Source organism: Ekhidna sp., assembly GCF_965212185.1.
In the GTDB taxonomy this organism is placed as follows: Bacteria; Bacteroidota; Bacteroidia; order Cytophagales; family Cyclobacteriaceae; genus Ekhidna.
The window spans coordinates 2,779,476-2,802,491 of sequence record NZ_OZ243102.1; the positions used below are offsets into that span (position 1 = coordinate 2,779,476).

At 37.9% G+C, this 23,016-nt stretch carries 22 protein-coding genes; 3 read left to right on the forward strand and 19 right to left on the reverse strand.

Going from position 1 to position 23,016, the window contains the following annotated elements:
* Nucleotides 1–7 precede the first annotated feature (7 nt).
* The 5 genes from ACOMC3_RS11845 to ACOMC3_RS11865 all read right to left on the reverse strand — a co-directional run bounded on the left by ACOMC3_RS11845 (nt 8) and on the right by ACOMC3_RS11865 (nt 3,472).
* The gene (locus tag ACOMC3_RS11845; protein WP_420316098.1) at nt 8–1,444 is read right to left on the reverse strand and encodes a circularly permuted type 2 ATP-grasp protein; all 1,437 of its coding nucleotides are present in this window, start codon (nt 1,442–1,444) and stop codon (nt 8–10) included.
* 125 nt (nt 1,445–1,569) lie between these two features.
* On the reverse strand, nt 1,570–2,226 hold the full coding sequence (locus ACOMC3_RS11850; RefSeq protein WP_420316099.1) for a DUF4386 domain-containing protein: 657 nt from the start codon (nt 2,224–2,226) through the stop codon (nt 1,570–1,572).
* A gap of 65 nt (nt 2,227–2,291) precedes the next feature.
* Nucleotides 2,292–2,585: a YciI family protein gene (locus ACOMC3_RS11855; protein WP_420316100.1), complete on the reverse strand. Its 294-nt coding sequence runs from the start codon at nt 2,583–2,585 to the stop codon at nt 2,292–2,294.
* A 1-nt stretch (nt 2,586) separates the two neighbouring features.
* The gene (locus tag ACOMC3_RS11860) at nt 2,587–2,946 is read right to left on the reverse strand and encodes a DUF2200 domain-containing protein (RefSeq protein WP_420316101.1); all 360 of its coding nucleotides are present in this window, start codon (nt 2,944–2,946) and stop codon (nt 2,587–2,589) included.
* A gap of 4 nt (nt 2,947–2,950) precedes the next feature.
* Nucleotides 2,951–3,472, reverse strand: coding sequence for a hypothetical protein (locus ACOMC3_RS11865; RefSeq protein ID WP_420316102.1), 522 nt, complete (start codon nt 3,470–3,472; stop codon nt 2,951–2,953).
* Nucleotides 3,473–3,580: 108 nt separating this feature from the next.
* Here ACOMC3_RS11865 and ACOMC3_RS11870 point away from each other — a divergent pair, with 108 nt between their 5' ends.
* Nucleotides 3,581–5,470, forward strand: coding sequence for a CocE/NonD family hydrolase (locus ACOMC3_RS11870; protein ID WP_420316103.1), 1,890 nt, complete (start codon nt 3,581–3,583; stop codon nt 5,468–5,470).
* A gap of 21 nt (nt 5,471–5,491) precedes the next feature.
* Entirely contained in the window at nt 5,492–6,103 is a 612-nt protein-coding gene (locus ACOMC3_RS11875; RefSeq protein ID WP_420316104.1) for a PAS domain-containing protein, read from the forward strand.
* A gap of 91 nt (nt 6,104–6,194) precedes the next feature.
* Here the strand turns inward: ACOMC3_RS11875 and ACOMC3_RS11880 are convergent, their stop codons facing one another.
* The 6 genes from ACOMC3_RS11880 to ACOMC3_RS11905 form a co-directional block, all read right to left on the reverse strand.
* Entirely contained in the window at nt 6,195–7,052 is an 858-nt protein-coding gene (locus ACOMC3_RS11880; RefSeq protein ID WP_420316105.1) for a DUF5777 family beta-barrel protein, read from the reverse strand.
* Nucleotides 7,052–7,606, reverse strand: coding sequence for a YceI family protein (locus ACOMC3_RS11885; RefSeq protein WP_420316106.1), 555 nt, complete (start codon nt 7,604–7,606; stop codon nt 7,052–7,054). Before ACOMC3_RS11885 ends, ACOMC3_RS11880 begins: the two co-directional genes overlap by 1 nt.
* Nucleotides 7,607–7,629: 23 nt before the next feature.
* On the reverse strand, nt 7,630–8,418 hold the full coding sequence (locus tag ACOMC3_RS11890) for a SprB repeat-containing protein (protein WP_420316107.1): 789 nt from the start codon (nt 8,416–8,418) through the stop codon (nt 7,630–7,632).
* A gap of 111 nt (nt 8,419–8,529) precedes the next feature.
* On the reverse strand, nt 8,530–10,173 hold the full coding sequence (locus ACOMC3_RS11895; protein WP_420316108.1) for an alpha/beta fold hydrolase: 1,644 nt from the start codon (nt 10,171–10,173) through the stop codon (nt 8,530–8,532).
* A 128-nt stretch (nt 10,174–10,301) separates the two neighbouring features.
* Nucleotides 10,302–10,688: a DUF1801 domain-containing protein gene (locus ACOMC3_RS11900; protein WP_420316109.1), complete on the reverse strand. Its 387-nt coding sequence runs from the start codon at nt 10,686–10,688 to the stop codon at nt 10,302–10,304.
* Between the two features lie 36 nt (nt 10,689–10,724).
* Nucleotides 10,725–11,894 (reverse strand): BamA/TamA family outer membrane protein, encoded by a 1,170-nt coding sequence (locus tag ACOMC3_RS11905; protein WP_420316110.1) that lies wholly within the window; start codon nt 11,892–11,894, stop codon nt 10,725–10,727.
* Nucleotides 11,895–11,954: 60 nt separating this feature from the next.
* Between ACOMC3_RS11905 and ACOMC3_RS11910 the strand changes: the two genes are divergently transcribed.
* Nucleotides 11,955–12,704 carry an EcsC family protein gene (locus ACOMC3_RS11910; RefSeq protein WP_420316111.1) on the forward strand — a complete coding sequence of 250 codons (750 nt, stop codon included), beginning with the start codon at nt 11,955–11,957 and terminating at the stop codon, nt 12,702–12,704.
* On the opposite strand, the gene ACOMC3_RS11915 is transcribed toward ACOMC3_RS11910, so the two are convergent.
* The 8 genes from ACOMC3_RS11915 to ACOMC3_RS11950 form a co-directional block, all read right to left on the reverse strand.
* Entirely contained in the window at nt 12,690–13,166 is a 477-nt protein-coding gene (locus ACOMC3_RS11915; RefSeq protein ID WP_420316112.1) for a hypothetical protein, read from the reverse strand. The genes ACOMC3_RS11910 and ACOMC3_RS11915 overlap by 15 nt on opposite strands.
* A gap of 65 nt (nt 13,167–13,231) precedes the next feature.
* Entirely contained in the window at nt 13,232–15,445 is a 2,214-nt protein-coding gene (locus ACOMC3_RS11920; RefSeq protein WP_420316113.1) for a TonB-dependent receptor, read from the reverse strand.
* A gap of 3 nt (nt 15,446–15,448) precedes the next feature.
* A complete protein-coding gene (locus tag ACOMC3_RS11925; protein WP_420316114.1) occupies nt 15,449–17,449 on the reverse strand; it encodes a sensor histidine kinase in 2,001 nt (666 codons plus the stop codon).
* Nucleotides 17,442–17,834 (reverse strand): response regulator, encoded by a 393-nt coding sequence (locus ACOMC3_RS11930; protein WP_420316115.1) that lies wholly within the window; start codon nt 17,832–17,834, stop codon nt 17,442–17,444. Before ACOMC3_RS11930 ends, ACOMC3_RS11925 begins: the two co-directional genes overlap by 8 nt.
* A 23-nt stretch (nt 17,835–17,857) precedes the next feature.
* Nucleotides 17,858–19,042 carry an ATP-binding protein gene (locus tag ACOMC3_RS11935; protein WP_420316116.1) on the reverse strand — a complete coding sequence of 395 codons (1,185 nt, stop codon included), beginning with the start codon at nt 19,040–19,042 and terminating at the stop codon, nt 17,858–17,860.
* A gap of 129 nt (nt 19,043–19,171) precedes the next feature.
* Nucleotides 19,172–20,995, reverse strand: a complete 1,824-nt coding sequence (locus ACOMC3_RS11940) for a sigma 54-interacting transcriptional regulator (protein WP_420316117.1) — start codon at nt 20,993–20,995, stop codon at nt 19,172–19,174.
* Between the two features lie 112 nt (nt 20,996–21,107).
* Nucleotides 21,108–22,388, reverse strand: a complete 1,281-nt coding sequence (locus ACOMC3_RS11945; protein ID WP_420316118.1) for a tetratricopeptide repeat protein — start codon at nt 22,386–22,388, stop codon at nt 21,108–21,110.
* Nucleotides 22,389–22,446: 58 nt separating this feature from the next.
* Nucleotides 22,447–23,010, reverse strand: coding sequence for a DUF4331 family protein (locus ACOMC3_RS11950; protein WP_420316119.1), 564 nt, complete (start codon nt 23,008–23,010; stop codon nt 22,447–22,449).
* Nucleotides 23,011–23,016: the final 6 nt, after the last annotated feature.

The window sequence follows — 23,016 nt, forward strand, 5'->3', positions numbered from 1 at the left end:
TTCTTGTTTATTTGTCCAGTACCCATGTGTCCTTGCTCCCACCTCCTTGAGATGAGTTAACTACCAATGAACCCTTCTTTAAAGCCACCCGTGTCAAAGCCCCAGGAATAATCTTAATGTCCTTTCCATACAAAATATAGGGCCGCAAGTCTACATGTCTTCCTTCAATGGATCCTTCGGTTAAGGTTGGAACTCTGGAAAGATTTAATACTGGTTGTGCGATGTAATTTCTGGGGTTCTCTAATATTTTGGCTCTGAATTCTTCATGCTCTTTTTTGGTAGCCTTAGGTCCAATCAGCATACCATATCCACCAGAAGCATCTGTTTGCTTTATGACCAGATTGGCAATATTTTCTATAACATATTTTAAGTCTTTTTTCTCGCCACATAAGTAGGTCGGTACATTAGGTAAAATGATGTCTTCATCCAGGTAGTATTTTACTATCTTATCAATATATGTGTAAACCGCTTTGTCATCGGCCACTCCCGTGCCTGGAGCATTTACAAGGACTACATTTCCCTTTTTGTAAGCATTGAATAATCCGGGTGTCCCAAGGAGTGAATCTTTTCTAAAAACCTTCGGATCGAGAAATTCATCATCCACTCTTCTATATATCACATCCACACGCTGTAGCCCACGAATCGTTTTCATATAGACAATATCATCTTCAACCACTAAATCCCTCCCTTCTACTAACTCCGCTCCCATTTGCTGTGCCAAGTAGGAGTGCTCGAAATAGGCGGAATTGTATATTCCAGGTGTAAGTACTGCTATTGTTGCCGGAGTTATTGGTGTGAGTGACTCCAGCATATCTCTCAAATGATGCGAATAATCCTGCACTGGGCGAACATTCAATTTTTCGAATACTTCAGGAAATGTTCGCTTAAGAATTTCGCGATTTTCCAGCATGTAGGATACACCTGATGGGCACCTAAGGTTATCCTCCAGCACATAAAATCTCCCATCACCGTCACGAATGATGTCACTACCACTGATGTGTGTCCAAACATTTTGTGGTGGTTTTAAGCCTTCGCATTCTTTTAGATATTCGCCTGAAAAAATCAGGTCTTTTGGTATAATCTTATCCTTTAAGATCTTCTGCTCATTGTATAGATCACTAATGAAAAGATTGAGTGCTTCAATTCGCTGTTTGAGACCTTTCTCCAAAAAAGCCCAATCCTTTCCACTTATTATCCTGGGAATTAAGTCGAGATGCAGTATCCGTTCAACGCCCTGATTATCACTGTAAACATTAAAGGTCATCCCTAAGGACAACTGCGCTCTATCAGCTGAGTGCTGCAGGAAATTGAGCCTTTTCCAGCCCATTTTCTGTATCCGTTCCTTGAATATCTGGTAATGAGGTTGAATTGAATGATCCTCCATCACCATCTCATCGAAGAAGCCTGTAGTATCGTAGGAATCAAACTGTATCTTAGGCATCATCGGAAGGAGTTAAGTAAAGAACCAGGACCTCAGGTAAGTTACGTATTTGATTCCATAAGGTCACATTGAATTAGCTCTCATATTTTTCACCCCTCAAAAGATTATTGAGCTGGATATTTTGCACCCTAATCGTCTAATGCTTTCCATCTGGCTCCCATAAATAGCACCCAAAGCATCCAGATCACTTCTCCGAATGTGAGATAGTCCAGCACGTCGATCAATAACCCTTTGATACCCAGAAAATAGGCGAATGCCGATATGGTATATCCTGCACCGGCCAGAATCAAAAACCAACCAATTATTCGCGGAAATAAGGGTGAGCGAATGATCATATAACCTTGAGGCAGTAGCCATAAACCCCAGAAAATTGTAGCGATGATGGTACCTCTTGAGCTTTGCTTAAGTAAAGAAACCACTTGATCAGGCTGATCCAGAACCTCTAGTACCATTAGCTGATCAGCGGTACTGAGCATAGCTATCGGAATTCCCAGAAAAGCGAAAATGGCCATGAGAATAGTAGCATCCTTATATTTAGAATAAAACAGCTTGTATAGAAACCAGACAGCTGCAACGCTAAATAATTGGGTTATTAAACTGCCAGCTATACCAAGCCGAAAAAGCATTTCATTCGCCAGGATGTTCGAAGCTGTGAGCTCCGGATCGCTCAAGACGATTAATTGGGACGGGACATACAAGAGACTGAACATTCCCAGAACTGCCCAAAGTGGGTAAATGATTCTCAGCCAGGTTACGGCATTTTTTTGTTGTGTAAGTGTGTGCATAGTAGATGTTTAACCCTTTGATGAGTAGGATACGCAAATGGTTGCTTCGTAGTAAAAGAAAAATTTCAAGGCTTACCCAACAAAGGCTTTAGCTGTGGATGCATTTGTGAAGTAAGGAATTCCGTGATGGTGAATTCAGCCAGCTTATGAGTAAAGAATGGATCTTCTGATATCATCTGTTCTACTTCCTCTTTTGAATCGGCTAGCGCCAGAATAATCCCACCTGTTCGCGGTACTTTTCTTCCGGAAGCCACAAACTTATTTTGCTTGTAGTACCGATGAAGATATTTCACATGCTCAGTCATGTGAGCATCAAGTTCTTCCAGCGGAACGATATAGTTTAAATCAATGATGTACATACTACTCCTTCCTTAAAATACTCTCCATTTTCTTTCCCCTGGCCAGCTCATCGATGAGCTTGTCTAAATAGCGAATCTCCTGCATCAGTGGCTCTTCTACCTCCTCTACCCGGATGCCGCAGACCACTCCTTTGATCAATTTCCGATTGGGATTCATTTTTGGAGCTTGGGCAAAGAAATCTTCGAAATTTGTTTTGTTCTCGATGACAGCTTCCAGCCCCTTTTGATCATATCCGGTCAGCCATTCAATAATCAGATCTACATCTTCTTTGGTCCGTCCTTTTTTCTCTGCTTTGGTGATGTAGTGAGGGTAGACCCCAGCAACACTCATGGTATAGATTCGGTGCTTTACTACAGCCATGTCTTTAGTCTTTAGGCAAATACTTCTCAGGTATTGGATTATCATCTCGCTCTCCTGTCCAGTAAATGTTAACGACCCACCATCTTTCTTTGTCTTTCATCAATTGAATGCTATTTATCCCTCGCGTAAAAGGTTTCTCATCTGCCTCACTACGATAAGATTCATAGGTGCTAAAAATATGGGTGAGAGAACCGAATGATTCAGTAACCCGGTAAATCTCTTTTTCAAAAAAACCATTCTCTTCTAACCAGGATCCTGAAGTCTCCACATATTGTGAAGGACTCATCACTCGATATCCAATTTTTCCTTCTTCATTGGGTCCAGACGGAATCAACTGAGCATCGTTCGTAAATAAATACTTAAACAATTCCCAGTTTCTTTTCTCTCCAGCCGCTCCAGAAATCACCTCATATAATGTTTCAATTGTGGAATCCAATGTTTGAACTTTATTCAGGTATTTGTCTTGAGCAAATGAATTAAAAATGATTCCTAAAGTGAAGATTGAAATTATAATTGATTTGTTCATGAGCAGTTTTTTATTCAAGTTACTAAAAACTCTAATTCAACATTGCGAGATTTTCCTATCAGTTGCGTAGAAATTGTTAACTTAAATTCAACTAATCCAATCCATGCCATGAAAAAGGTTTCTTTCTTTCTAATATTTTCTTTTGTTGCAACGCTCATCTTCAGTCAAGCCGTCCGTGAAAAGCTTGAAGAAATTGCCATTATTGATCAAAAAATCATGATGCCAATGCGGGACGGAGTTCGGCTGGCAACAGACATCTATCGTCCTAAAACAGACAAGAAAGTACCCATCATCTTTTCAAGAACTCCCTACAATTTTAATAGCTGGGGGGATGGAGAGGAACGAACAAGAACCTATCAACGAGCTTTAGAGGCCGTAGAAAAAGGGTTCGCATACGTGGTTCAAAATGAAAGAGGGAGGTATTATTCGGAGGGAGAATGGGACATTTTAGGAGTCCCTCTCACTGATGGCTATGATGCTTTCTCATGGATGTCTGATCAAGATTGGAGTAATGGCAAGATTGGTACCCTTGGTTGCTCATCAACGGCAGAGTGGCAGATGGCCGTAGCAGCATTGGATCACCCCTCACATGCTGCCATGGTTCCTATGGGTTATGGAGCTGGCGTTGGGAAAGTTGGTGACTTTTATGAGCAAGGCAATTGGTACCGGGGAGGAGCTTTTCAGATGCTCTTTGCTTCATGGCTTTACAGCGTGGAGCATGACAAATTCAAACCAAGAATTCCTGCAGGCGCCACCCAAGAAGACTTAATAAGAATTTCAAGATTTTATGATTTGGCACCAGAAAATCCGCGAATTGATGATATGCTAGCAGCTATGTCTCATTTACCTGTCCAGGACATGCTGGTAAATATGGGAGGCAAACGCGAGATTTTTGATGAAATGATCAGACGTAAACCCAACGATCCAGCATGGTTTGAGGGTGGACTCTATCATGACAATATGGAATTAAAAAAGCCAAGCTTTTGGTTCGTTTCCTGGTACGATGTATCGGTAAGTCCAAATTTGGCATTATTCAATCATGTGAGAAATCATCCCGATCCGAAGGTTGCGGACAACCAATACCTGGTGATTGCACCAACATTGCATTGCGGCTACCAAAGAGCTACTGAAAATACGATGGTAGGTGAAATGAGTGTTGGAGATGCTCGTTTAAATTATGACGAGTTGATTTATGGTTGGTTTGATCATTGGCTAAAAGAAGACGGAAAAAGTGATTTTCTGGAAGATTTACCTAGAGTTCAATATTATTTGATGGGGAAAAATGAGTGGAAGACTTCAGATACCTGGCCACCAAAAGAAGCGAATATGACCTCACTTTATCTAGATAGTGAGGGTAACGCGAATAGTTTGTTTGGTGATGGTAAATTGTCATTAAACCCTCCTGCTAAACCAAATCAAGACAATTATACTTACGATCCTCATAACCCTGTTTTTTCATATGGTGGGAATGTATGTTGTACGGGAAATGCCATTGACGCTGGAGCTCGAGACCAACGAGAGATGGAAACACGTAATGATATTTTGGTGTACACTTCCGAGCCACTTACCGAAGGAATTGAAGTTTCAGGATTTATTGAAATGTCACTTTATGTTTCCTCGGATGTAAAGGATACGGATTTTACAATTAAGCTAATCGATGTACATCCCGATGGCACGGCTTACAATCTGGATGAGACCATTCAGCGAGCACGTTACCGCGAAGGATATGATAAGGAGGTATTTATGGAAGAGGGTGAGGTCTACAAAATTGATTTAACTCCTCTTTCCACTAGTAATTACTTTGCAAAAGGCCACAGAATTAGAATAGAGGTTGCAAGCAGTAACTTTCCTCGTTTTATGAGAAATCTGAATACCGGGGGAAACAATTATGATGAGACAGAAGGTGTCATAGCTCACAACACTATACACCACTCAGCAGAATACCCATCCCAAATCAAACTTCCAATTGTTGGTGATTTAAACATTGAGGATAAATAGTTAAAATCGAATAGTTAGTCTATGGGATTGAATTTTTCATTTATTAAATCATTACAGAGAGCATCACCAGTTGCTTTTGGTGCTATAGATATGTTAAAAGAGGAACTTATCTACTCCAGCGGTCATGCAGAACAGCTCCTTGGATATAGTAAAGAAGAGTTGAAGGAGCACAGTAAAAACTATTTTGAATCAATTGTTCATCCTGACGATCAAGAAAAATCGAGGCAAAAAATCAAACAATTAATGAATAGTAATGTAGGTGAGATTGTTGAATGTACTTTAAGAGTCCGTCGATCAGACAATGCATATCTCACCTTCTATATACGGGATATTGTTTTCGATAGGAATGATGAAAACTCACCTGTCAAATACACAACGATTGTTCAGGATGTTTCCGATATAGTAGCATTAGAAAACGAACTCAAAGAGAAGGTAGAAATAATACGCAAGGTATCTTATAAGAATTCACATGAGTTAAGAGCTCCTGTAGCGAATATCATTGGGTTAATATCGTTAATCAAGGAAGAGAATTTCAAAACGGAATACAACGCAAAAATCTTCCATCATCTTGAGAAGACAGTTTCCAAACTAGATAGAATCATTCATGAGATTAATAACCTGTCAAATATTTAAAAAAGGCAACTCAGTGAGTTGCCTTTAGGCATTCCAAATCCCCACTTGGATGCCTGCCTTTCGCCATGTTTAACCCCCATAGCTATTTTCATTATTCACCAACTTGAAATGTTCTTGAAATGTTGAATCCAAAATGTAATTCACCGTTAAAAAAATCATTGTTTGTTTCCGTCAGGAAACCTTTTGGAACCATGGCAGTGGCATTGGTAAACTGTAATTGAAAAACATGCCCACCTGTTTCTATATCAAATCCGATAGCAATAGGGTTGAAAGCCGAATTATTAATTTTTCTAGCCATATAGTAGTATTCTACTACTAACGCTACTCTCTGAGAAAGCTTAACTCTACCTCCTAATCCTAACCCATATGCATCATTGTTAGTGTCCTCAGCAGTAATCAGATTTTTATGTACCCACGTTGGCATTATCTGTATTGAAACACTGGAACTCAATTTTCTAGCAATTAGTAGCTGATTTGTATTTGCTAACTTATCAGTGAACCCTAAATCCAACTCAGGCATACGAAGAGTTTTAACCGAAATAGAACTAAACCAAGTCATAGATACCGGCATACCACCACCATTCATTTGTCTCAATAAGCGGTACTTTACAAATCCATCATAAGTTTTTTCAAAAGAACTCCTTCCCAGTCCAACATAAAGCCTATCCGAAAGCGCATACTCTAATCCAAATCTTACGGTAGCATTATCCAACCCGTAAAGCTCATAGCTCCCACCATCGATGGTTCCAAATCGGTGAGAGATAATAAAATCCATGACCCCTTTCCTCCTCGTCTCAATCGAATGACCATTAATAATTCGTGTTCCTTTAAAAGTAGCCTCAACAATCGTTGCTTCTTTTGATTGCTCGTCTTCAACTAAGGATAGTAAATCATCTTGTGCACATACACTTCCTGAAACCAGCAGTAGTATAAATATCAGATTCCTCATCACTTCTTCATGAAATTGAATGAAACATCTACATCTACAACTTCGGCGATATTCTTAATCACCAGCTTCGGTATTTTAATTTTATGATCCTCTAAAGCAACCTTGAAAATGGTATTTGCACCAATTACATCTTCTTTAATATCAAATGTTACCTCACTTTCTATTGGCCTTTTCACTCCATGAATTTCGAGTTCTCCATTGGCTTTGGCTGTGATTGTTCCAGGTTTAGAAAAATCATATGATGAGAAATTTGCAATCTTTCCTTTGAAAGAAGCTTTTGGATACTTTTCTGACTCTAGATAATTTTCATTGAAATGCTCCTCCATTAAGCTTTTTTCAAAATGGAAATTCTTAATAAGCATGGTCACAGCCACGGTTCCTTTATCAAGATCTATGGCACCAACTGCCTTTTCATTTGTGGCTTCTATATCTTCTAGCGGGGCTTCTGAGTAGAAATGGGCCACTCCTTGTTTGTCAATTAACACATTTTGTGCTACGACAAGCTTCATTGTCAGTAATAAAATAGCTACGGCGAAAGTTTTTAAATAAGTCATAATTATATGTTTAGGGATTATTACTAATTATCAAGAGCTCCATCATCTACCCAGCATGCAATTAGGCCTATTTGGGTCTGTGTGAGTGTCCTTCCTCTTGGCATAGAGCCATTTGCAGTTCTTGCTTTGATCCTACTGGCGCTAGATTGAATTGATGTGAACGTCCGAAGGTCAGGAGATACACTTCCGTTGTGACATCCGGAAATGGCACAATTGGTCTCAATTATTGCTTTAATTGAATTTTCATAGCTGACGCCCGTTAAAATATTTACTGATTCAGACGTCTCGCACCCGGTGGCATCTATCACGGCTACATCATATGATCCATTACCTAAGTTTGAGAATAAATTGCTTGCCTGTGAAACACCACCATTGATTGAATACCTATAAGGCTCTACACCACCAGAAGCATCAATCTCAATACTTCCTTCTGTAGTTTCGCAAGCTGTATTTGAAACCTGGACGTCATTAAGATTGACTCCTTCTTCATTTTTGACTGCTACTTCAATTTCAGATGAACAACCAGCAGAATCTGTAACTACAACTAAATAGGTGCCTGCTACTAATTCAGTAAAGTTGCCATCGCTGTTCGATTCGAAATCTGTTGAAAATGTATAGGGATTCGATCCCCCTGAAGCTATTAACCTAAATGATCCATCCGATACGCTACAAGTGGCATCAGTTACTACGTCAACTTCCAATTCTACCGGAGAAGTTGTGCAATCAACCTCGGGTGATATTTGCTCTGAAGTACATGAAATGATTAATGATATGAAGACCATCAATACCAGCTTTTGAATAGAATTACTCATAGTGTTGTAAATCAATTTTGATATACAAAACTAGATTTGAGTCACATGCTTTAGAGCATACTAATCCGGCAACTACTGGCACAAAACCGTCAGACTAACACTATTCCGACATTATTTGGCTGAATTGATCGAAGAAGGGCTTATACCAAACTCTTTTTTAAAGCTTTTCGCAAAATAAGATGGGTTATTAAAGCCTGTCATGTAGGCAACTTCGGAGATGCTTTGGCCGCTGCTTTGCAGTAGTTCTTTTGCTTGATGAAGGCGTACGCTTGAAATTAACTGAATAGGCGATTTATTCGTAATGGCTTTAAGTTTACGTTGCAACTGTCGCTCACTAATTCCTACCTCCTTGCATAGCATATCAACACTGAAGTGTTCCTTATTATAGTTTTTTTCAATGATTTTGATGATACTTTCTAAAAATGCATCATCTCTAAGAATCGGGGTTTGAATGTCATTAGGATCTGATACTAAATACAACGTAGATTTTTCCATCATTCCCGGAATGGATAGATACCCATATTCAGAAAAAGAAACATCTGCTCCTGAAAGTAAATATCTCACGGCTTGGGAGACGAGAATCTGATTAAATTGAGACTCGTTGAGGAGCGCATCAACAAACTCCTTATTGCTTACATTCACCAAATTGTTTCCACTGATAGCGCCCTCTTTCATATCAATTACGATAGCTATTTCAATAGATAAGCTTTTCATAAAATTCACCAAATCCATTCCACAATTGACTGCTTTACTGGGGCCGTCAAAGGTTGAAATAAATGACAATCCATCAAATTGAGTATTCTTGCCCTTCCCTTTTTTGATGATCTCTTTAATTAAAACTTTAACATTCGAACCTTCATCAGTTTCGCCCTTAAGTTTACCAGCAACGATTGTAAAAAGCCTTTCATCATGTGACTTCTCCGGCTCTATTTCATACAAAAAATCCTTAATTTCCTTCAGCACATTCTTTGTATTCCCTACCCAAAAAAGATGATCCTGTCCTTCCAATTCGATAAATTTTGAGTTTCTTATTCGATCAGCGATAAATCTCCCTTCTTCAACTTTTACATCTATGTCGTGTGTTCTTTGCATGATCAATGCAGGTACTTTTATTGACCCAAGAATATCTATGATATCAACCTGAGTATTCATTTTCGTCAGAACCATTGCTGCACTAGGACTTGCTCCAGATCTAAAGTAATTAGACAACCAGTCCATAAATTTTTTGTCATCTGCTTTAGATGGGGCCAAAGATTCCAAATCCATATCTCCACTACCCCAACTGTTTTCGATCATATCATATACAACCTTTCTTTCCTCATCCGTTGGAGCCCAGGGGTAGTCTTTGCTGTATCTGCGTTTGGCGAAGATCCCAAAGGAAATCATACCTAGTGTACGATCAGGGTATGTTGCAGCGAATAAAGCAGATGCTGAGCCACCCTCAGAGTGACCAAACAAAATTGCTTTTTCAGAACCAACTGCGTCCATGACAGCCCGTATATCATCCATTCGCTCTTCCAGCGTGGAAAACTCAACCAATCGATCAGAAAGCCCGGTTCCTCTCTTATCGAAAAGAATCACACGTGCTACTTTCCCAAGTTCTAATAAGAAACTGACAAGTTCTGGACATGCCCACATTAAATCAATGTTAGAAACCCATCCAGGGATATAAACTAAATCTTTGGTTCCAGAACCAAAAACCTGATAGGCTATATTGATGCTTCCACTTTTTGTATACTGGGTGATCGGCTTCATGATGATTTGATCAGCTATCTAAATCAATTAATAAACATAGCGATCAGAATTGACTCTTCAAGGAATCAGACAGAAAAAGATCAGGTGTGTGCATCACTACTACCTGATACTTTTTAGAGTAGAATCACCTATTTAATTCGATCCAATCGACCCTTTTTCTTAACGATATTTCTATAATCACATTGGATCGTTTTTGACTTTTCAAGCCATCTCTTCAAATCGTCTTCATCAATTTGGTCAGCTGAAGTGTATCGAATGGAAGCATCTTTAAATTTTCCGGTCCCCACTTTTAAATCTGACTCATCAAAATCAGCCCCACTCCAGAACATTAATCGAATGCAATCTTTCAGTTTGCTGTAACCCACAATCGGATTACCATCCAAAAACCAAACCGGATGTCTGTGCCATATCCTACTTTCAGCTTCAGAGAGATGCTTATTGATGGTATTCATCAGAAGGTGACAGATTTGTTGATCTGCTGGAGATTGGGTTTTATTGAATTCACTGATTTCCACGATTTGATTTGCTATTTTAATTTACAATGCTTCAACCTAAAAAGCTTCTCCAATAAAAAAATAGTAACCCAAACCATCCTCAGACACTGCAACATCAAAACGTGTGAAGATATCCTTGCTACGAAAGATAAGGAATCGCACACCTGTTCCCCCTGTAACCTTGAGTTTACTCATATCAAGTTTTGTTGCCCCGGCACTCACTGTCCCAACTCCAACAAAAGCAGCAGCACCCCATCGCTTGCTAAATGGAAATGGTAAAAATCGATATTCAGACTGGGCTGCTAACAACGTCTTATCACGATATCTTCCCAGATAATATCCACGCATTAAGGACTCTCCTCCCATCAAGCTAAGCTGACTAAAAGGTGCATTACCCTGAACCTCAGAAAAATAAATTTGAGATGCTAGAACCTGAGATTCAGCTAAAGAGTGATAATATCGAGCATCAAAAAAATATGATGTGAACTCGAAATCACTTCCCCAGGCATCATCGTATCTGAGGAATCCGGTTTCTCCAAAAAATCCTTCGCGAACATTGAGGACATTATGCCGGCTGTCATATACCAAACCCAATCCAAGACCAATATTTCTGAATTTTAGAAGGCCAGCAGGCATTTCATACGGTTCATTTGACAATGATGTAAGACTTACATTCGATAGTTTATGCAAATCTGACTCAAATCCCAGGTAAAGGTTTTTGTACACCTTTCTCAAGACACGCTCACGAATGCTTATGCTTCCTGCATCTATTTGTGCTAATTCTTCCCCATCTGTATCTGGGCCGATACCGAAGTAAAGCAATGGAAACTGCTGGAGTCTTACCCTTCCCAGCATAATCCATTTACTCTTATCACTGTAAAGTGCATGATCCATCCACAATCCATACTGTTGTTCCAGGGTGATGAAACTAAAAGCATTGATCTCACTTAGCCGATTCTTAACATCTCGGTTTGCGTGGTATACATAAATGGCACTAACTCCCAGTTCCCATTTTGTTTCTGGAGCATAAGCCAACGTAGGATAGGCAATGAATTTTGGCCTCTCAATGGAAGTGGTATCGTTGAATACTGAATTCCAGACGCGTTTGACTAATCCAGTTTCCTGAGCATGTGTTGGAAATAACAACCCTGCAATCAAACTTATGACAGGTAGAATTCTCAAACGTAATGATTGAATGCCCATTCGAAAAAGATAAATACGTTCCAATTTTAGCAGCAAATAATTGACTTGAACTGAAATAGCAACATTTAGTTATATATTTCCATCATGTCCAACTCCGTTTATTACCAACTAGTCGAGTCTGAACTAGAGCAATGGAAACACACCATGCGCAAAAAACCTTCTTTTTGGAATAAGACTACCAAGAAAGTACAGAAGAAAATCAATAACATCATACCGGAAAAAGTACATCGCGCCATCACTAAAGCCATAAAAGAGATCACCAGAGGAGTGATCTCTGGCTCAGGGTTTACTACCAAAAAAAGAATAGAGGTTCCTTCCTTGGAAGAAATTGAATCCAAAGTAAAAGAACGGATCAACTTCTACTCCTCTTCTGCAGCAGTGGAAGGGGCTGCTACAGGATTTGGTGGCTTCTTATTAAGTCTGGCAGATTTTCCTTTGTGGTTGACTTTAAAGATGAAGATGTTATTTGAAATTGCCTCTCGTTATGGCTATGACACGAAAGACTACAAAGAACGTGTATATATCCTGTATATCTTCCAACTCACCTTTTCCAGTCAGCAGCATCGAAACATGATTTTCGAAAAGATGGAAAACTGGACAATCACTAAAGATCAACTACCTGATGATATGAATGCCTTCGATTGGCGCACCTTTCAACTTGAATACAGGGATTACATTGATCTTGCCAAACTCTTGCAGTTGATTCCAGGTGTAGGTGCTATTGCAGGAGCTTTGGTCAATCACAAACTCACCAATAAGCTTGGCAAGACAGCTATGAACGCTTATCGAATGAGACATAATCGATTTAAGGAAGTGAGGTTAATCAATGAATAACATGCGCTTAATATTCATTTTTGATGATGTTTTCAATGAAGTAACTCCCAAAATCCACATAATAGCTCCTGTCAAAGAGGGAATTACAACCATAACCACCAACAAAATATGAATAAGGTTATTGGAAATCGAATTTTCTATTATCTCAAGGCCAACTACTTGCAGGTATGATTTAATCAGTGTTATTATCCAATTGGCATAATTTGATACGATGAACATGGCAATCATGATCACCTTGTACGTATGACCGTACTTTGTATACGGAATTATTAGTATCAAGCTTAGTATAATTAATGAACCAATAATTCCGTTTAAGTGTGCAGCTAAGCTAGCGCTAAGGTTTCCTTCCATTTTGCCTGTAGCCACTATAGTGACATAAATGCCCGTAAGCAATCCCAGAAAAAACAGAATTGAAGCTGATTTTATAACAAACCTTTGATAAAATTTATTTTCACTATTCATTAAACTCTAATTGATTACTAATATTTATGAGAATAAGGCGACAATTTCTATAGGGTATTTTTTGGTTAGAAAGAAAAGGATAGGGATGCTTTTATAAACCTCGGGGTGCCTGGCGTGAAATGTATCTCCTCTATAGGTTCACTTTCATTACTAAGCCTAGACTCTGTGGCGAACTGTGTTTCCTTCCATTCCACATTAAAAACGTTCTGAGCCTGAAGGTTTAATTCAAGCTTATCCCATACATATCCTAAATTGAGATCTGTTATTTTATAACCTTCTGCGGTAATGGAGCCATCTTCATTTGCTGGGCGATCTCCCAGCCATCTGAGATGAATCCCTCCAAAAAGACCCTTATCATCATTAAAACTTACTCCACTCGTTAACGTAAAATTTGGAGCAAGAGGAATCAGGTTTGCGTTTTCTAAATTATCTGCCTGTCGTGCGGAGGTGTACGTAATATCAGTATCAAATACAATTGCCTTAATTGGTTGATAACGAAATCCAAGATCTAAGCCCTTTCGCTTTGAGCGCCCACTTGGTTCTACTATACCCGCATCACCTACATATACAAATTCTTGCTCCAGATATAAATACCAGATTGCTGTATTAATCAGCAGGTTTTCAACCGGTTTCCATATCGAACCTACATCGAAACCATAAGCGGCAGGTAAAATATTGGAAGTATAACTTTCGGAAACCAAACGACTATCGTTGGTATGAAATCCCTTACCAGCCTTTAAAAAAAGCTGCAATAATGACGAGTGATTGTACTCAATACTGATTTTCGGACTAATAATTGAAGCACTTCTATCCGCAGATTGGTACGAAGTGTCAATTAAATCGATATAAAGAAATTCAAACCAATCAAACCTCAAACCTGGGTTTATTCGCCACTTTCTTATGTCCAGATTTGACTGAAAATATGCAGAGATACTTGTTTCATTTATATCTCCTAACCGGATTCGTTTCAATATCTCTCTTCTATTTTTAGTACTACTTAATTCATTATTTGAAATAAGGTCATTTCGAAGCGCTATCCCAAGCTTGAAATCACCATCTAAGGATCCTTGCGTGAAATAATTTTCAAAATCTGCCTTAAAACCAAGTAGCTCTCTTTCTTCTTTCTGCCTGATTTGATCTCCATTAACTGGATCTAATAGGAAAAAGGTAAAATTGGAGTATAAGTCAAAATCATAGTGGCTGAAATATAGCTGACTGGAAAAGAATCTGGAATGGCTTAATTGTGATTTATAACTTAAAGAAGCATTGGTTCTACTGGTGAATCCACCCTCTGTATCATCGATTGCTCCAAACCTACCAATCGCGCCATTATTAACAGATCGCTCTGGTATTTGACCGGAAGCATTCCATTGACTTTTAAAATGAGATAATAAAATATTCCATTTATTACTTTCACTTTGATGTGAATACTTTCCGAAAATATTTACTCTCAGAAAATTCTGAGGACTCTCAAAAGGACCATCTGTCTGTAGTAATTCAGATGCTATGTAGCTCTTGTTCTTGCTTTCGCTAACTAGCTTAAACAATCCCAGGAATCGATTGGTATTGAATTGGCCTCTCTCAATTTTGATTTCACTCTCGTTCAAGTATTCTTTGGATTCAAAATTCACATAGCCTGCAGTATTAAAGTTACCTTCTGAGCTGTAGTACGGTCCTTTTCCATATCTGATCTGATCGATCGTTTCAGGAATAAGAAAATGTAAATCTGCATATCCTTGCCCATGGGCATGAGATACCAGATTGACGGGAAGGCCATCAACTGCTATCGCTACATCGGTTCCATGATCAACGTCGAAACCACGAAGAAATATTTGCTCTGCCTTTCCACCTCCGGCATGCTGCCCAACGAACAAACCAGGAACTCTGGTCAAAACTTCCTGGGATGAATTCACCGGGTCTAAGGAAATATCCACCTGTACAAGGTCATCTAAAACATTTCTCTGAGAACTGATTACTATTTCTTCTAGAGAAGTAATATTGGATTTCAATTGGATTGACAATGTACCATCAGTGAATTCGACAATATGCACATATGGCTCAAATCCTATGTGACTGAAAATCAATGAGTCTGCGAGGTTTATTTCTATAAAATGAACCTGTCCTTGTTGATCACTATGTGCATGCAATTGCTGAGTTGCATTCAATACATGAGCTCCAATTATTGGTTGGTTCTGCTCATCTATGATTTTTACATTGAATGATTGAGCATGCATGCATATACTCAATGAGTAAAGAAGCACAAATACTCCGCCCCTCATAAATCAATTGTAGTTTATATTAAGCATTGATTCGGATACCTCTATGGATGCTTTTCCACTACGAAAGAGAGGTATTGAGAATGTGAATTTTGATCCCACACCAATCTGTGATTCAATCTTTAATTCGCCTTTATTTTTTCTGATAAAATCAAGACATAATTGCATGCCAAGTCCTGTTCCCATTTCCCGATTGGTACCGGGCTTTGTAAAATGTGTGGAAGTATCTAGTAACTTCTTGATGTCTTCATCGGACATGCCGGTACCTGAATCAATGATTGAAACAAATAAATAATTCTCATCTTTCGAATATTGGACAGCTATAGATCTGCCTTCATAACTAAACTTAATGGCATTGGCCAGTATATTTCGAACCACAAATTCTGCTATTCGAACATCTCCGAATACGGAAAAATCATTTTTCTGCTTAAATTCAATTGCTATGTTTTTACGCTCTAAATCCTCTTTGAACAATCGTAAGCATCTATTTATCACCTCGTTGATTTCAAAATAACGGTGATTAACTTTTAAAGTACCCATCTGAGATTTAGCCCAATTGAGGAGATTATCAATAAGAATTTCCACGTTATTAAGTGATTCTTCTAATCGATCCAATATCTCTCTTTCTTTTTCTCTACTTAATTCAATTGAGTCATCATTTAAAATTCTTATAAAACTGCTTACTGTACCAATTGGAGATCTTAAATCATGAGAAATGATTGAGAAAAACTTATCCTTAACTAGAGAGGACTGCTTCAGTTTTTCTTCGGACCTCAGTAGTTTCTTATTAAGCAGTTTTAATTCGTTATTATGATAAGACAACTTCCTATTGGACTTTTCTAAATCCTTTCTGAACGAAACCTCCTTTAATGAATATTTATAACGAAATCTAATGAGCCAAATACTGGCAAATCCGATAGAAAAAAGTAACCATGCACCGTCTTCAACAAAGCAGTGGAAATCCAATCGACCATAAATTATTGAAAAAGTCAAATAGGAAAACAACGATATAAGAACGACTATCAGCGAATTTTTCCATTCCCACAAAAGAAATATGGCGGAAATAATAAAAACAGCAGAGTAATTGATGTTATAGATGAGGGCATTTTCTAAAGGAACCTGAGATGTCGCAAAAGAAAGGAAAATAACTATTGGTATAAGGCACATGTATGCCAGCGCACGAGCTGATAATTTACCTACAGCATTTGCATAGTTTGCCATGATAAAGTAAAGAACCAGCCCAACTCTTATTGCAAATACAGACTTCCAAGTTTCTTCAAAGAAAAGGTAATCTGGAAAGATTGGTATTAATATTACCGCGATCCATACCAATCTTCGATGTAATTTATTTGCCGTTTTTGATACTTCTGCTATTTCGTCATGAGATGTATTTTCATCATTATTTTTAATTAACACATTAGGTGCATAATCACTTAATCCCGCCTCCTTCCGCCTTTTCACATCGAGGAGCATCACCGTTGCACAAAAGCACATGAATGTGATTACAAATACAACTTGTAATTCTTCAAACCATTCAATTGGATATCCGATTGAAAAACCAATTTCCAGTTCATTCAATATGTATAAAATCACAAATTCACTAAATGAAATGATAATCCACATGATGCTGCTTTTATTCATTTCATAATCTGAAAAAATCAGCAAGAAGAAAGGAGAAATCATGAGCCAGTATATAGCTGGCGAGGTTATACCACCACTAAAGAGAATCTCAACTAAAAATACGATGTTGGCATACACAGCTAATAGATTGACTGATTCAATTAATCGCTTTCTAACATACAAATTAGCTGCAATGTGAATCGTACCTAATACTCCGAACAACCCCATGTATGCCGCGATTTTGAAATCAATCACATAAAAACTAAGGCTGGTTACGAGGAGAACTAACATGGAGAGTATTAGCACCTCAATCAAAACTTTACGCTTGTGCCAATCTTCCTGTGCTGGATGGCACATTAGCTTGTAATATCTGTTGATCTTATTCATAGGCCAGTTGATTAAAAATCATCTCTTTAAGTACATTTTTGGTCAGAGGCTTTGAGTAGACACCTGTCACATTTTTCCTGTTCTTCAAAAAATATTCATCAAGAAGGCATGATGTCACAATAAATATTGAGGGCACTTTCTCCAATGTTGGAACCAATCTTTCGAAATGCTCTAAAAATTCAATGCCGTCCATGATCGGCATGTTGATATCAAGTAGGATAATATCAGGCACTATGTTGCCATCCTCTTGATGGTCTACTAAATACTTCATAGCATCAAAACCATTGTAAAATGATTCTTTTTGGAATCCGCTTACTACCTCATTTAGATAGAGGCCGTACAGTTTATGCACTAATTCATCATCATCAATTATGTAAATTTTCATCTTGCTGGGGGTTTATGGTTATTTCATGCATTCCATTCAAAATAGAATGTGGTACCCTTCCCTGGTTTTGAGTCGTACCAAATCTCACCACCTCGTTGTATCAAAATGGTTTTAACAGTATAGAGACCGATTCCACACCCATCAATCTCATTTTCATGTAATCTTTCAAATGGGTCAAAAATTCTATCACCAACGTCTGGGGCAATTCCTTCTCCATTATCTTTTACAAAAAAGGTATTCGATGATCCATCAATTACTCCGATTTCAATGTGAGCCCTATCACAGTTACAGTACTTGATTGCGTTGGTGATGAGATTCTGAAAGACGATCTCCAGTAATATTCCTTCAGTGTGAAGGACAGGTAGATCATTAGAAAACGAAAAATTCATTTCCCTGACGTTCAGTCGTTCTATCAGTGATACAAGTAAATTTTTCACAACTACTTTCTCTTTTTTAAGCGAATTCAACTTGTTTCTGGCAAAAGCTAACAACCCATCGATCATTTGAGTCATTCGATCAATGAACGACCCCATTTTCTCTTCGTAAACAAGAAAATTCTCAGGATCATATTTGATTAGCTCATAAAGCGAACGCATGCTCTGCAGGGGGCTTTTGAGGTCGTGAGCGATCATTCGTGCGAACTGAAGCAGTCGAGCATTTATTTCTGCAAGCTCTTTATTTTGAGCACTTAAATCTCTTTGATTTCTTTCTAATTCAAATTCAGAGACTACTGAGTTCGCTAATGTCCTTAGTGCATTTTTTTGTGCTAAGTTCAATTTTTGCGGGACCCTGTCTATTACACATAGCGTACCTAATTTGTATCCTTTTGGGCTTACAAGCGGGTATCCGGCATAAAATTTTACCTTGTGTTTTTTAACAACATAATTGTCTTTCCACTCTTCATCGAGCGAGGTATCTGGAATTTCATAGATTCCATTACCCTTAATAGTAATTTTGCAAAACGAAATGTCTCTCGGGATTTCCTTTTCTTTAATAGATTCATCTCCTTGAATGGACTTGAACCAGTTTCTTTCGGAATCCATGAGTGTGATAAGAGACACCTCAGTTCCGCAAATAAACGATGCAAGTTTTGCAATGTCGTCATACTTATTATCAGGTAAAGAATCTAATAACCCATAGCTATCCAGATCTTTAATTCGATTTGATTCTTCATCAATATCGGTCTGTAGAATTGAATGTAGTGTCATAATCTCAAGGTTGAGACTAATGACGCATTAAACTCCATGCCAATGATTATAAGTATATGATTTTCAGATGATTAACTGAATCTTAGAATTAATTTTTAATCCTAAATTTCAGCAATTGATGAAATTTAATCAATAGAGTTTACGCTTATCAATTTTCAATTTGCGAATCTTAGACTCCAATGTTTTCGCATTAATTCCCAACACCTCTGCGGCACCTCCTGCCCCACTTACTTTACCTTCTGTTGAAATCAATACGTCAATGATTGCTTGTCTTTCAGAATCCACTAATCTGTTTCCGTGTGGTAATGATGATCTTTTATTGATCAATGGATCCTCAATAATTAGTTGATTATTAGATGTGATCATGGCTCTTTCAATCACGTTTTCAAGTTCCCGAACATTTCCCGGCCAATCATAATTCATCAACTTCCTCATTGTATCTTCAGGAATGGAAGAGATACGTTTACCCATAGTGTTTTCGAATTTTTTTAAAAAATGGGCAACTAGTGCTTGAATATCAGATTTTCGTTCTCTCAATGGAGTGGGATAGATTGGAAATACATTTAATCGATAGAATAAGTCTTCTCTAAATTCTTTTTCTTCTATTGCAAGAGAAAGATTCTTGTTTGTAGCGGCGATTACCCGAACGTCTACCTTTATAGTTTCGTTACCACCAACCCGTTCAAATTCTCCCTCTTGAAGTACTCTAAGAAGTTTTGCTTGAATTTCCAGCGAAAGCTCACCCACCTCGTCTAAGAAAATAGTACTCTTATCTGCCAGCTCAAATTTTCCTATTTTTTTTGCAACCGCTCCAGTAAATGCTCCTTTTTCGTGACCAAAAAGCTCGCTTTCAGCAAGTTGAGAAGGTAATGCTGCACAATTGATTTTTATTAATGCATTGGCATTTCTACTACTCAGGTTATGAATGGCTCGTGCGAAGAGTTCTTTACCTGTCCCGGTCTCACCTATTATCAAAACGGTACTTGAGGTTTTACTGACCTGTTCTACTTTCTTTAGTAGTTTTTGAAAATTCTTGTTTTCAGCAACTATTTCATCGAAGTTGTATTCTACATTTATCTCATCACGCAAGTATTCATTTTCATTTTCCAGCTTATTCTTGAGTTCTTTTATTTCGCTGAGTGCCTCAAGTAATAACTCCTCATTTTTTTTCCGTATTGTTATATCTCTTACAATACTGCACTTAAACTCCTGCCCCTGCCAACGGATGATATTGTTGGTAATTTCAACTGGGAATTCTGTTCCATCTCTTCTTCGATGTTTTGTTACAAAAGTTAAGGTTCCCTTTTCTTTTGTTTCATCCCACAAAGCTTTTGATTTTTCGTAAGTGAATTTTGGGTTTACATCACTTCCTCTCTTTCCAATCAGTTCTTCTTTTGCATAGCCCAATAGATCTGCAGCTGCCTGATTCACTCGGATAAATCTCAAGTCATTATCAAACCAATAGACTCCATCAGAAATGCTCTCGATGGTAAAATCTGAAAATTGAAGATTCTGTTTTTCTATATGATATTCTGATATATCACAAATTGTTCCATATAATCGCTTCACACGCCCAAGATCATCTTTTGATGCTGCACCTGTTGCTCTTACATGTTTGCGGATCCCATTGTGATCTTCGATATCACAGTATACAATGTACGGATTTCCGTTTGCTATCGCATTGTTTATTTTATTGTAAGCCTCTGCTTGCTCTTCTTCTGAGGAAAACTTTATGATTTCCTCAAGCTTAGGAGGCTTTAATCCTTCAGGTAGGCCATAAATATCATAAACTTCCTTTGACCACTTGATGTATTCCGTATCAAGATCATACTCCCATATACCTGTTTGTGTTTGATGAAATGCATCCTCCAGCTCTTTTATTTTCGATCCTGCTTCATTCAGCTTAATGATCAAATTGTCATCAACAACTTCCAATCGATCTTTGCTCATCATTCCAGGCTTTACATTAAGTTACAACTTTTTTATATAAAATAACCTCAGCGGGGAGCTGAGGCTAATCACCACCATCATCCACCGGACCTTAAAAGGTCCATCTAATCAATCTTTATGATTCGCTAATGATTCGTATTCTATTTATAACTAGTGGTCCAAGTTCAAATTCAGACTCCATCAAATTCTTCGCTATAGCAACTCCTTTTGAATGGTAACCTGAACCATAATAAATTTCAGCCGCTTGGTAAAGTGCCATCGGTTCGTATGTTTTACCTAGCACTTCACTTTCAATAATCTCAAGAGCTTTCTTCTTTTGGTCATCATTAAAATATGCCCATGCTAAAAGACTGAATATTTCAGGTGTGGGCCTCCTATGTATTTCTGTCGTCGCAATTCTGATCGCTTCTTTAGCGTCATTGGAAGCTAAAAGTGGAATCAGATAGCTATTGTAAATTGGTGACTTTGCTTTACTGATGAAATGTTCTCTATGTAATTCAGCTCGTTTCAAATTTCCCATCGTTTCTTCAATGTCAGCCAACAATAATAAGTATTCAGGATTGCCATAGTTACTTACTAAATATTCGCTTAGCCTCTTTGCTAAATCAAAATTCTTATCGTGTGAAAAGGCAATCCAGGCAATCCCTTTTAACGTATGATGGTTATTAGCATCAAATGACAATGATTTCAGATAAGTTTCATATGATTTATTGATCATACCATCATGGCCGTATAAATCTCCTAAATGACTCAATAACCAATTTCTTTCTGAAGGTGATGTGACATGTTTTATAGCCTTCTCAGTATAATAAATAGCAGAATCGAGATGTCCTTCATGATCCTTGAACTTAGCTATTCGAACGAAATAGGAGAATGAATCATCTCGCTTGGTTTTTTCTAATAGTCGTTTGCACGCGTTATAGTTCGCGAGCTCTAGCTCACCATCAAACTGCATCAATAAAGGGCCATATTTTTCTTTTGTTAATGATGCTGCCTTAACCGCATAGTTTACTGCTGATTCAAAATTGTGTAGCATCATTTCTGAATGACTCAAAAGAAGGAGGTTATTGACCTTATGATTTCCTTGTACAAGTCCATTAGCCTTTTCTAGAAGGGTCTTATTAAGATTTAAATACTTAGCTTTTCCGGTAACTCTATAAAGCTTTATAGAAGCTTTGGCCGCCTGCTGAAGGTAAATATGTCCGTTTGAGTTTTTGGAGGCTTTTTGTAGCCAAAATTCTAACTCCTCTTGAGCTCCGATGAATTCCTTTTGTAAATCAATTTTCCAAAAAGTCTTCAAATCTGAATCATCAACAATTCGAATTATGTCGTCAGACTTTGGCTGACATCCGACAAAAATTGATGCACACAATACAATATTCAAAATAAGTCTCATATCAAAAAAGTAAAAAATCGAGACCAGGCATAGGCCTAATCCCGATATACTATTCAACCTAATTACTATGTGAAGATGCAATGTATGGGAAGCTATTACTATGCGTCCTATCATTACTATCTACATTGTCTGTAGAAACTCCATCCTTTACCGGGTTATCAGCACCCTCTGATGATTGATCAGAAAATGCAAGTGTCAATGTGATGTCTATTACATCATCATCGAGTGTTCTTCCATTAAGGGTTCCATATGACGAAGGGCTCTTTGATAAGTCACAGGATAAAACATCAGCTGCAAGTATTTCAGCCAATGTCTGATTATTTGCTCCCAGTATATTTTCATAAGAATTCGGATCTAAGAAAATATATGTTTGTAAAGCATCGAGAATCCCTTTGAAATGATTTGAATTTTTAGACTTTCCTTCGGATGGTAAAATTTCATTGAATCCGTTTTTAACATCAGAATTTCCAAAAAAATTAAAAACTGTATTAATGGCTGGTCTCCCCATTTGATCAACCGTATGATAAACTTTCGGTTCCTCAATGATGGGCTGGTCATCATCCCCACACGCTGATAAAGAAATAAATGCGAGAGAGATTAGAATTAATTTTATACTTTTCATATTTTC

Bases quoted from the DNA above. Each gene is read 5' to 3' on its own strand.
- ACOMC3_RS11845 (WP_420316098.1), bottom strand. From the start codon at position 1,444: ATGATGCCTAAGATACAGTTTGATTCCTACGATACTACAGGCTTCTTC.
- ACOMC3_RS11850 (WP_420316099.1), bottom strand. From the start codon at position 2,226: ATGCACACACTTACACAACAAAAAAATGCCGTAACCTGGCTGAGAATC.
- ACOMC3_RS11855 (WP_420316100.1), bottom strand. From the start codon at position 2,585: ATGTACATCATTGATTTAAACTATATCGTTCCGCTGGAAGAACTTGAT.
- ACOMC3_RS11860 (WP_420316101.1), bottom strand. From the start codon at position 2,946: ATGGCTGTAGTAAAGCACCGAATCTATACCATGAGTGTTGCTGGGGTC.
- ACOMC3_RS11865 (WP_420316102.1), bottom strand. From the start codon at position 3,472: ATGAACAAATCAATTATAATTTCAATCTTCACTTTAGGAATCATTTTT.
- ACOMC3_RS11870 (WP_420316103.1), top strand. From the start codon at position 3,581: ATGAAAAAGGTTTCTTTCTTTCTAATATTTTCTTTTGTTGCAACGCTC.
- ACOMC3_RS11875 (WP_420316104.1), top strand. From the start codon at position 5,492: ATGGGATTGAATTTTTCATTTATTAAATCATTACAGAGAGCATCACCA.
- ACOMC3_RS11880 (WP_420316105.1), bottom strand. From the start codon at position 7,052: ATGAGGAATCTGATATTTATACTACTGCTGGTTTCAGGAAGTGTATGT.
- ACOMC3_RS11885 (WP_420316106.1), bottom strand. From the start codon at position 7,606: ATGACTTATTTAAAAACTTTCGCCGTAGCTATTTTATTACTGACAATG.
- ACOMC3_RS11890 (WP_420316107.1), bottom strand. From the start codon at position 8,418: ATGAGTAATTCTATTCAAAAGCTGGTATTGATGGTCTTCATATCATTA.
- ACOMC3_RS11895 (WP_420316108.1), bottom strand. From the start codon at position 10,173: ATGAAGCCGATCACCCAGTATACAAAAAGTGGAAGCATCAATATAGCC.
- ACOMC3_RS11910 (WP_420316111.1), top strand. From the start codon at position 11,955: ATGTCCAACTCCGTTTATTACCAACTAGTCGAGTCTGAACTAGAGCAA.
- ACOMC3_RS11915 (WP_420316112.1), bottom strand. From the start codon at position 13,166: ATGAATAGTGAAAATAAATTTTATCAAAGGTTTGTTATAAAATCAGCT.
- ACOMC3_RS11920 (WP_420316113.1), bottom strand. From the start codon at position 15,445: ATGAGGGGCGGAGTATTTGTGCTTCTTTACTCATTGAGTATATGCATG.
- ACOMC3_RS11925 (WP_420316114.1), bottom strand. From the start codon at position 17,449: ATGAATAAGATCAACAGATATTACAAGCTAATGTGCCATCCAGCACAG.
- ACOMC3_RS11930 (WP_420316115.1), bottom strand. From the start codon at position 17,834: ATGAAAATTTACATAATTGATGATGATGAATTAGTGCATAAACTGTAC.
- ACOMC3_RS11935 (WP_420316116.1), bottom strand. From the start codon at position 19,042: ATGACACTACATTCAATTCTACAGACCGATATTGATGAAGAATCAAAT.
- ACOMC3_RS11940 (WP_420316117.1), bottom strand. From the start codon at position 20,995: ATGATGAGCAAAGATCGATTGGAAGTTGTTGATGACAATTTGATCATT.
- ACOMC3_RS11945 (WP_420316118.1), bottom strand. From the start codon at position 22,388: ATGAGACTTATTTTGAATATTGTATTGTGTGCATCAATTTTTGTCGGA.
- ACOMC3_RS11950 (WP_420316119.1), bottom strand. From the start codon at position 23,010: ATGAAAAGTATAAAATTAATTCTAATCTCTCTCGCATTTATTTCTTTA.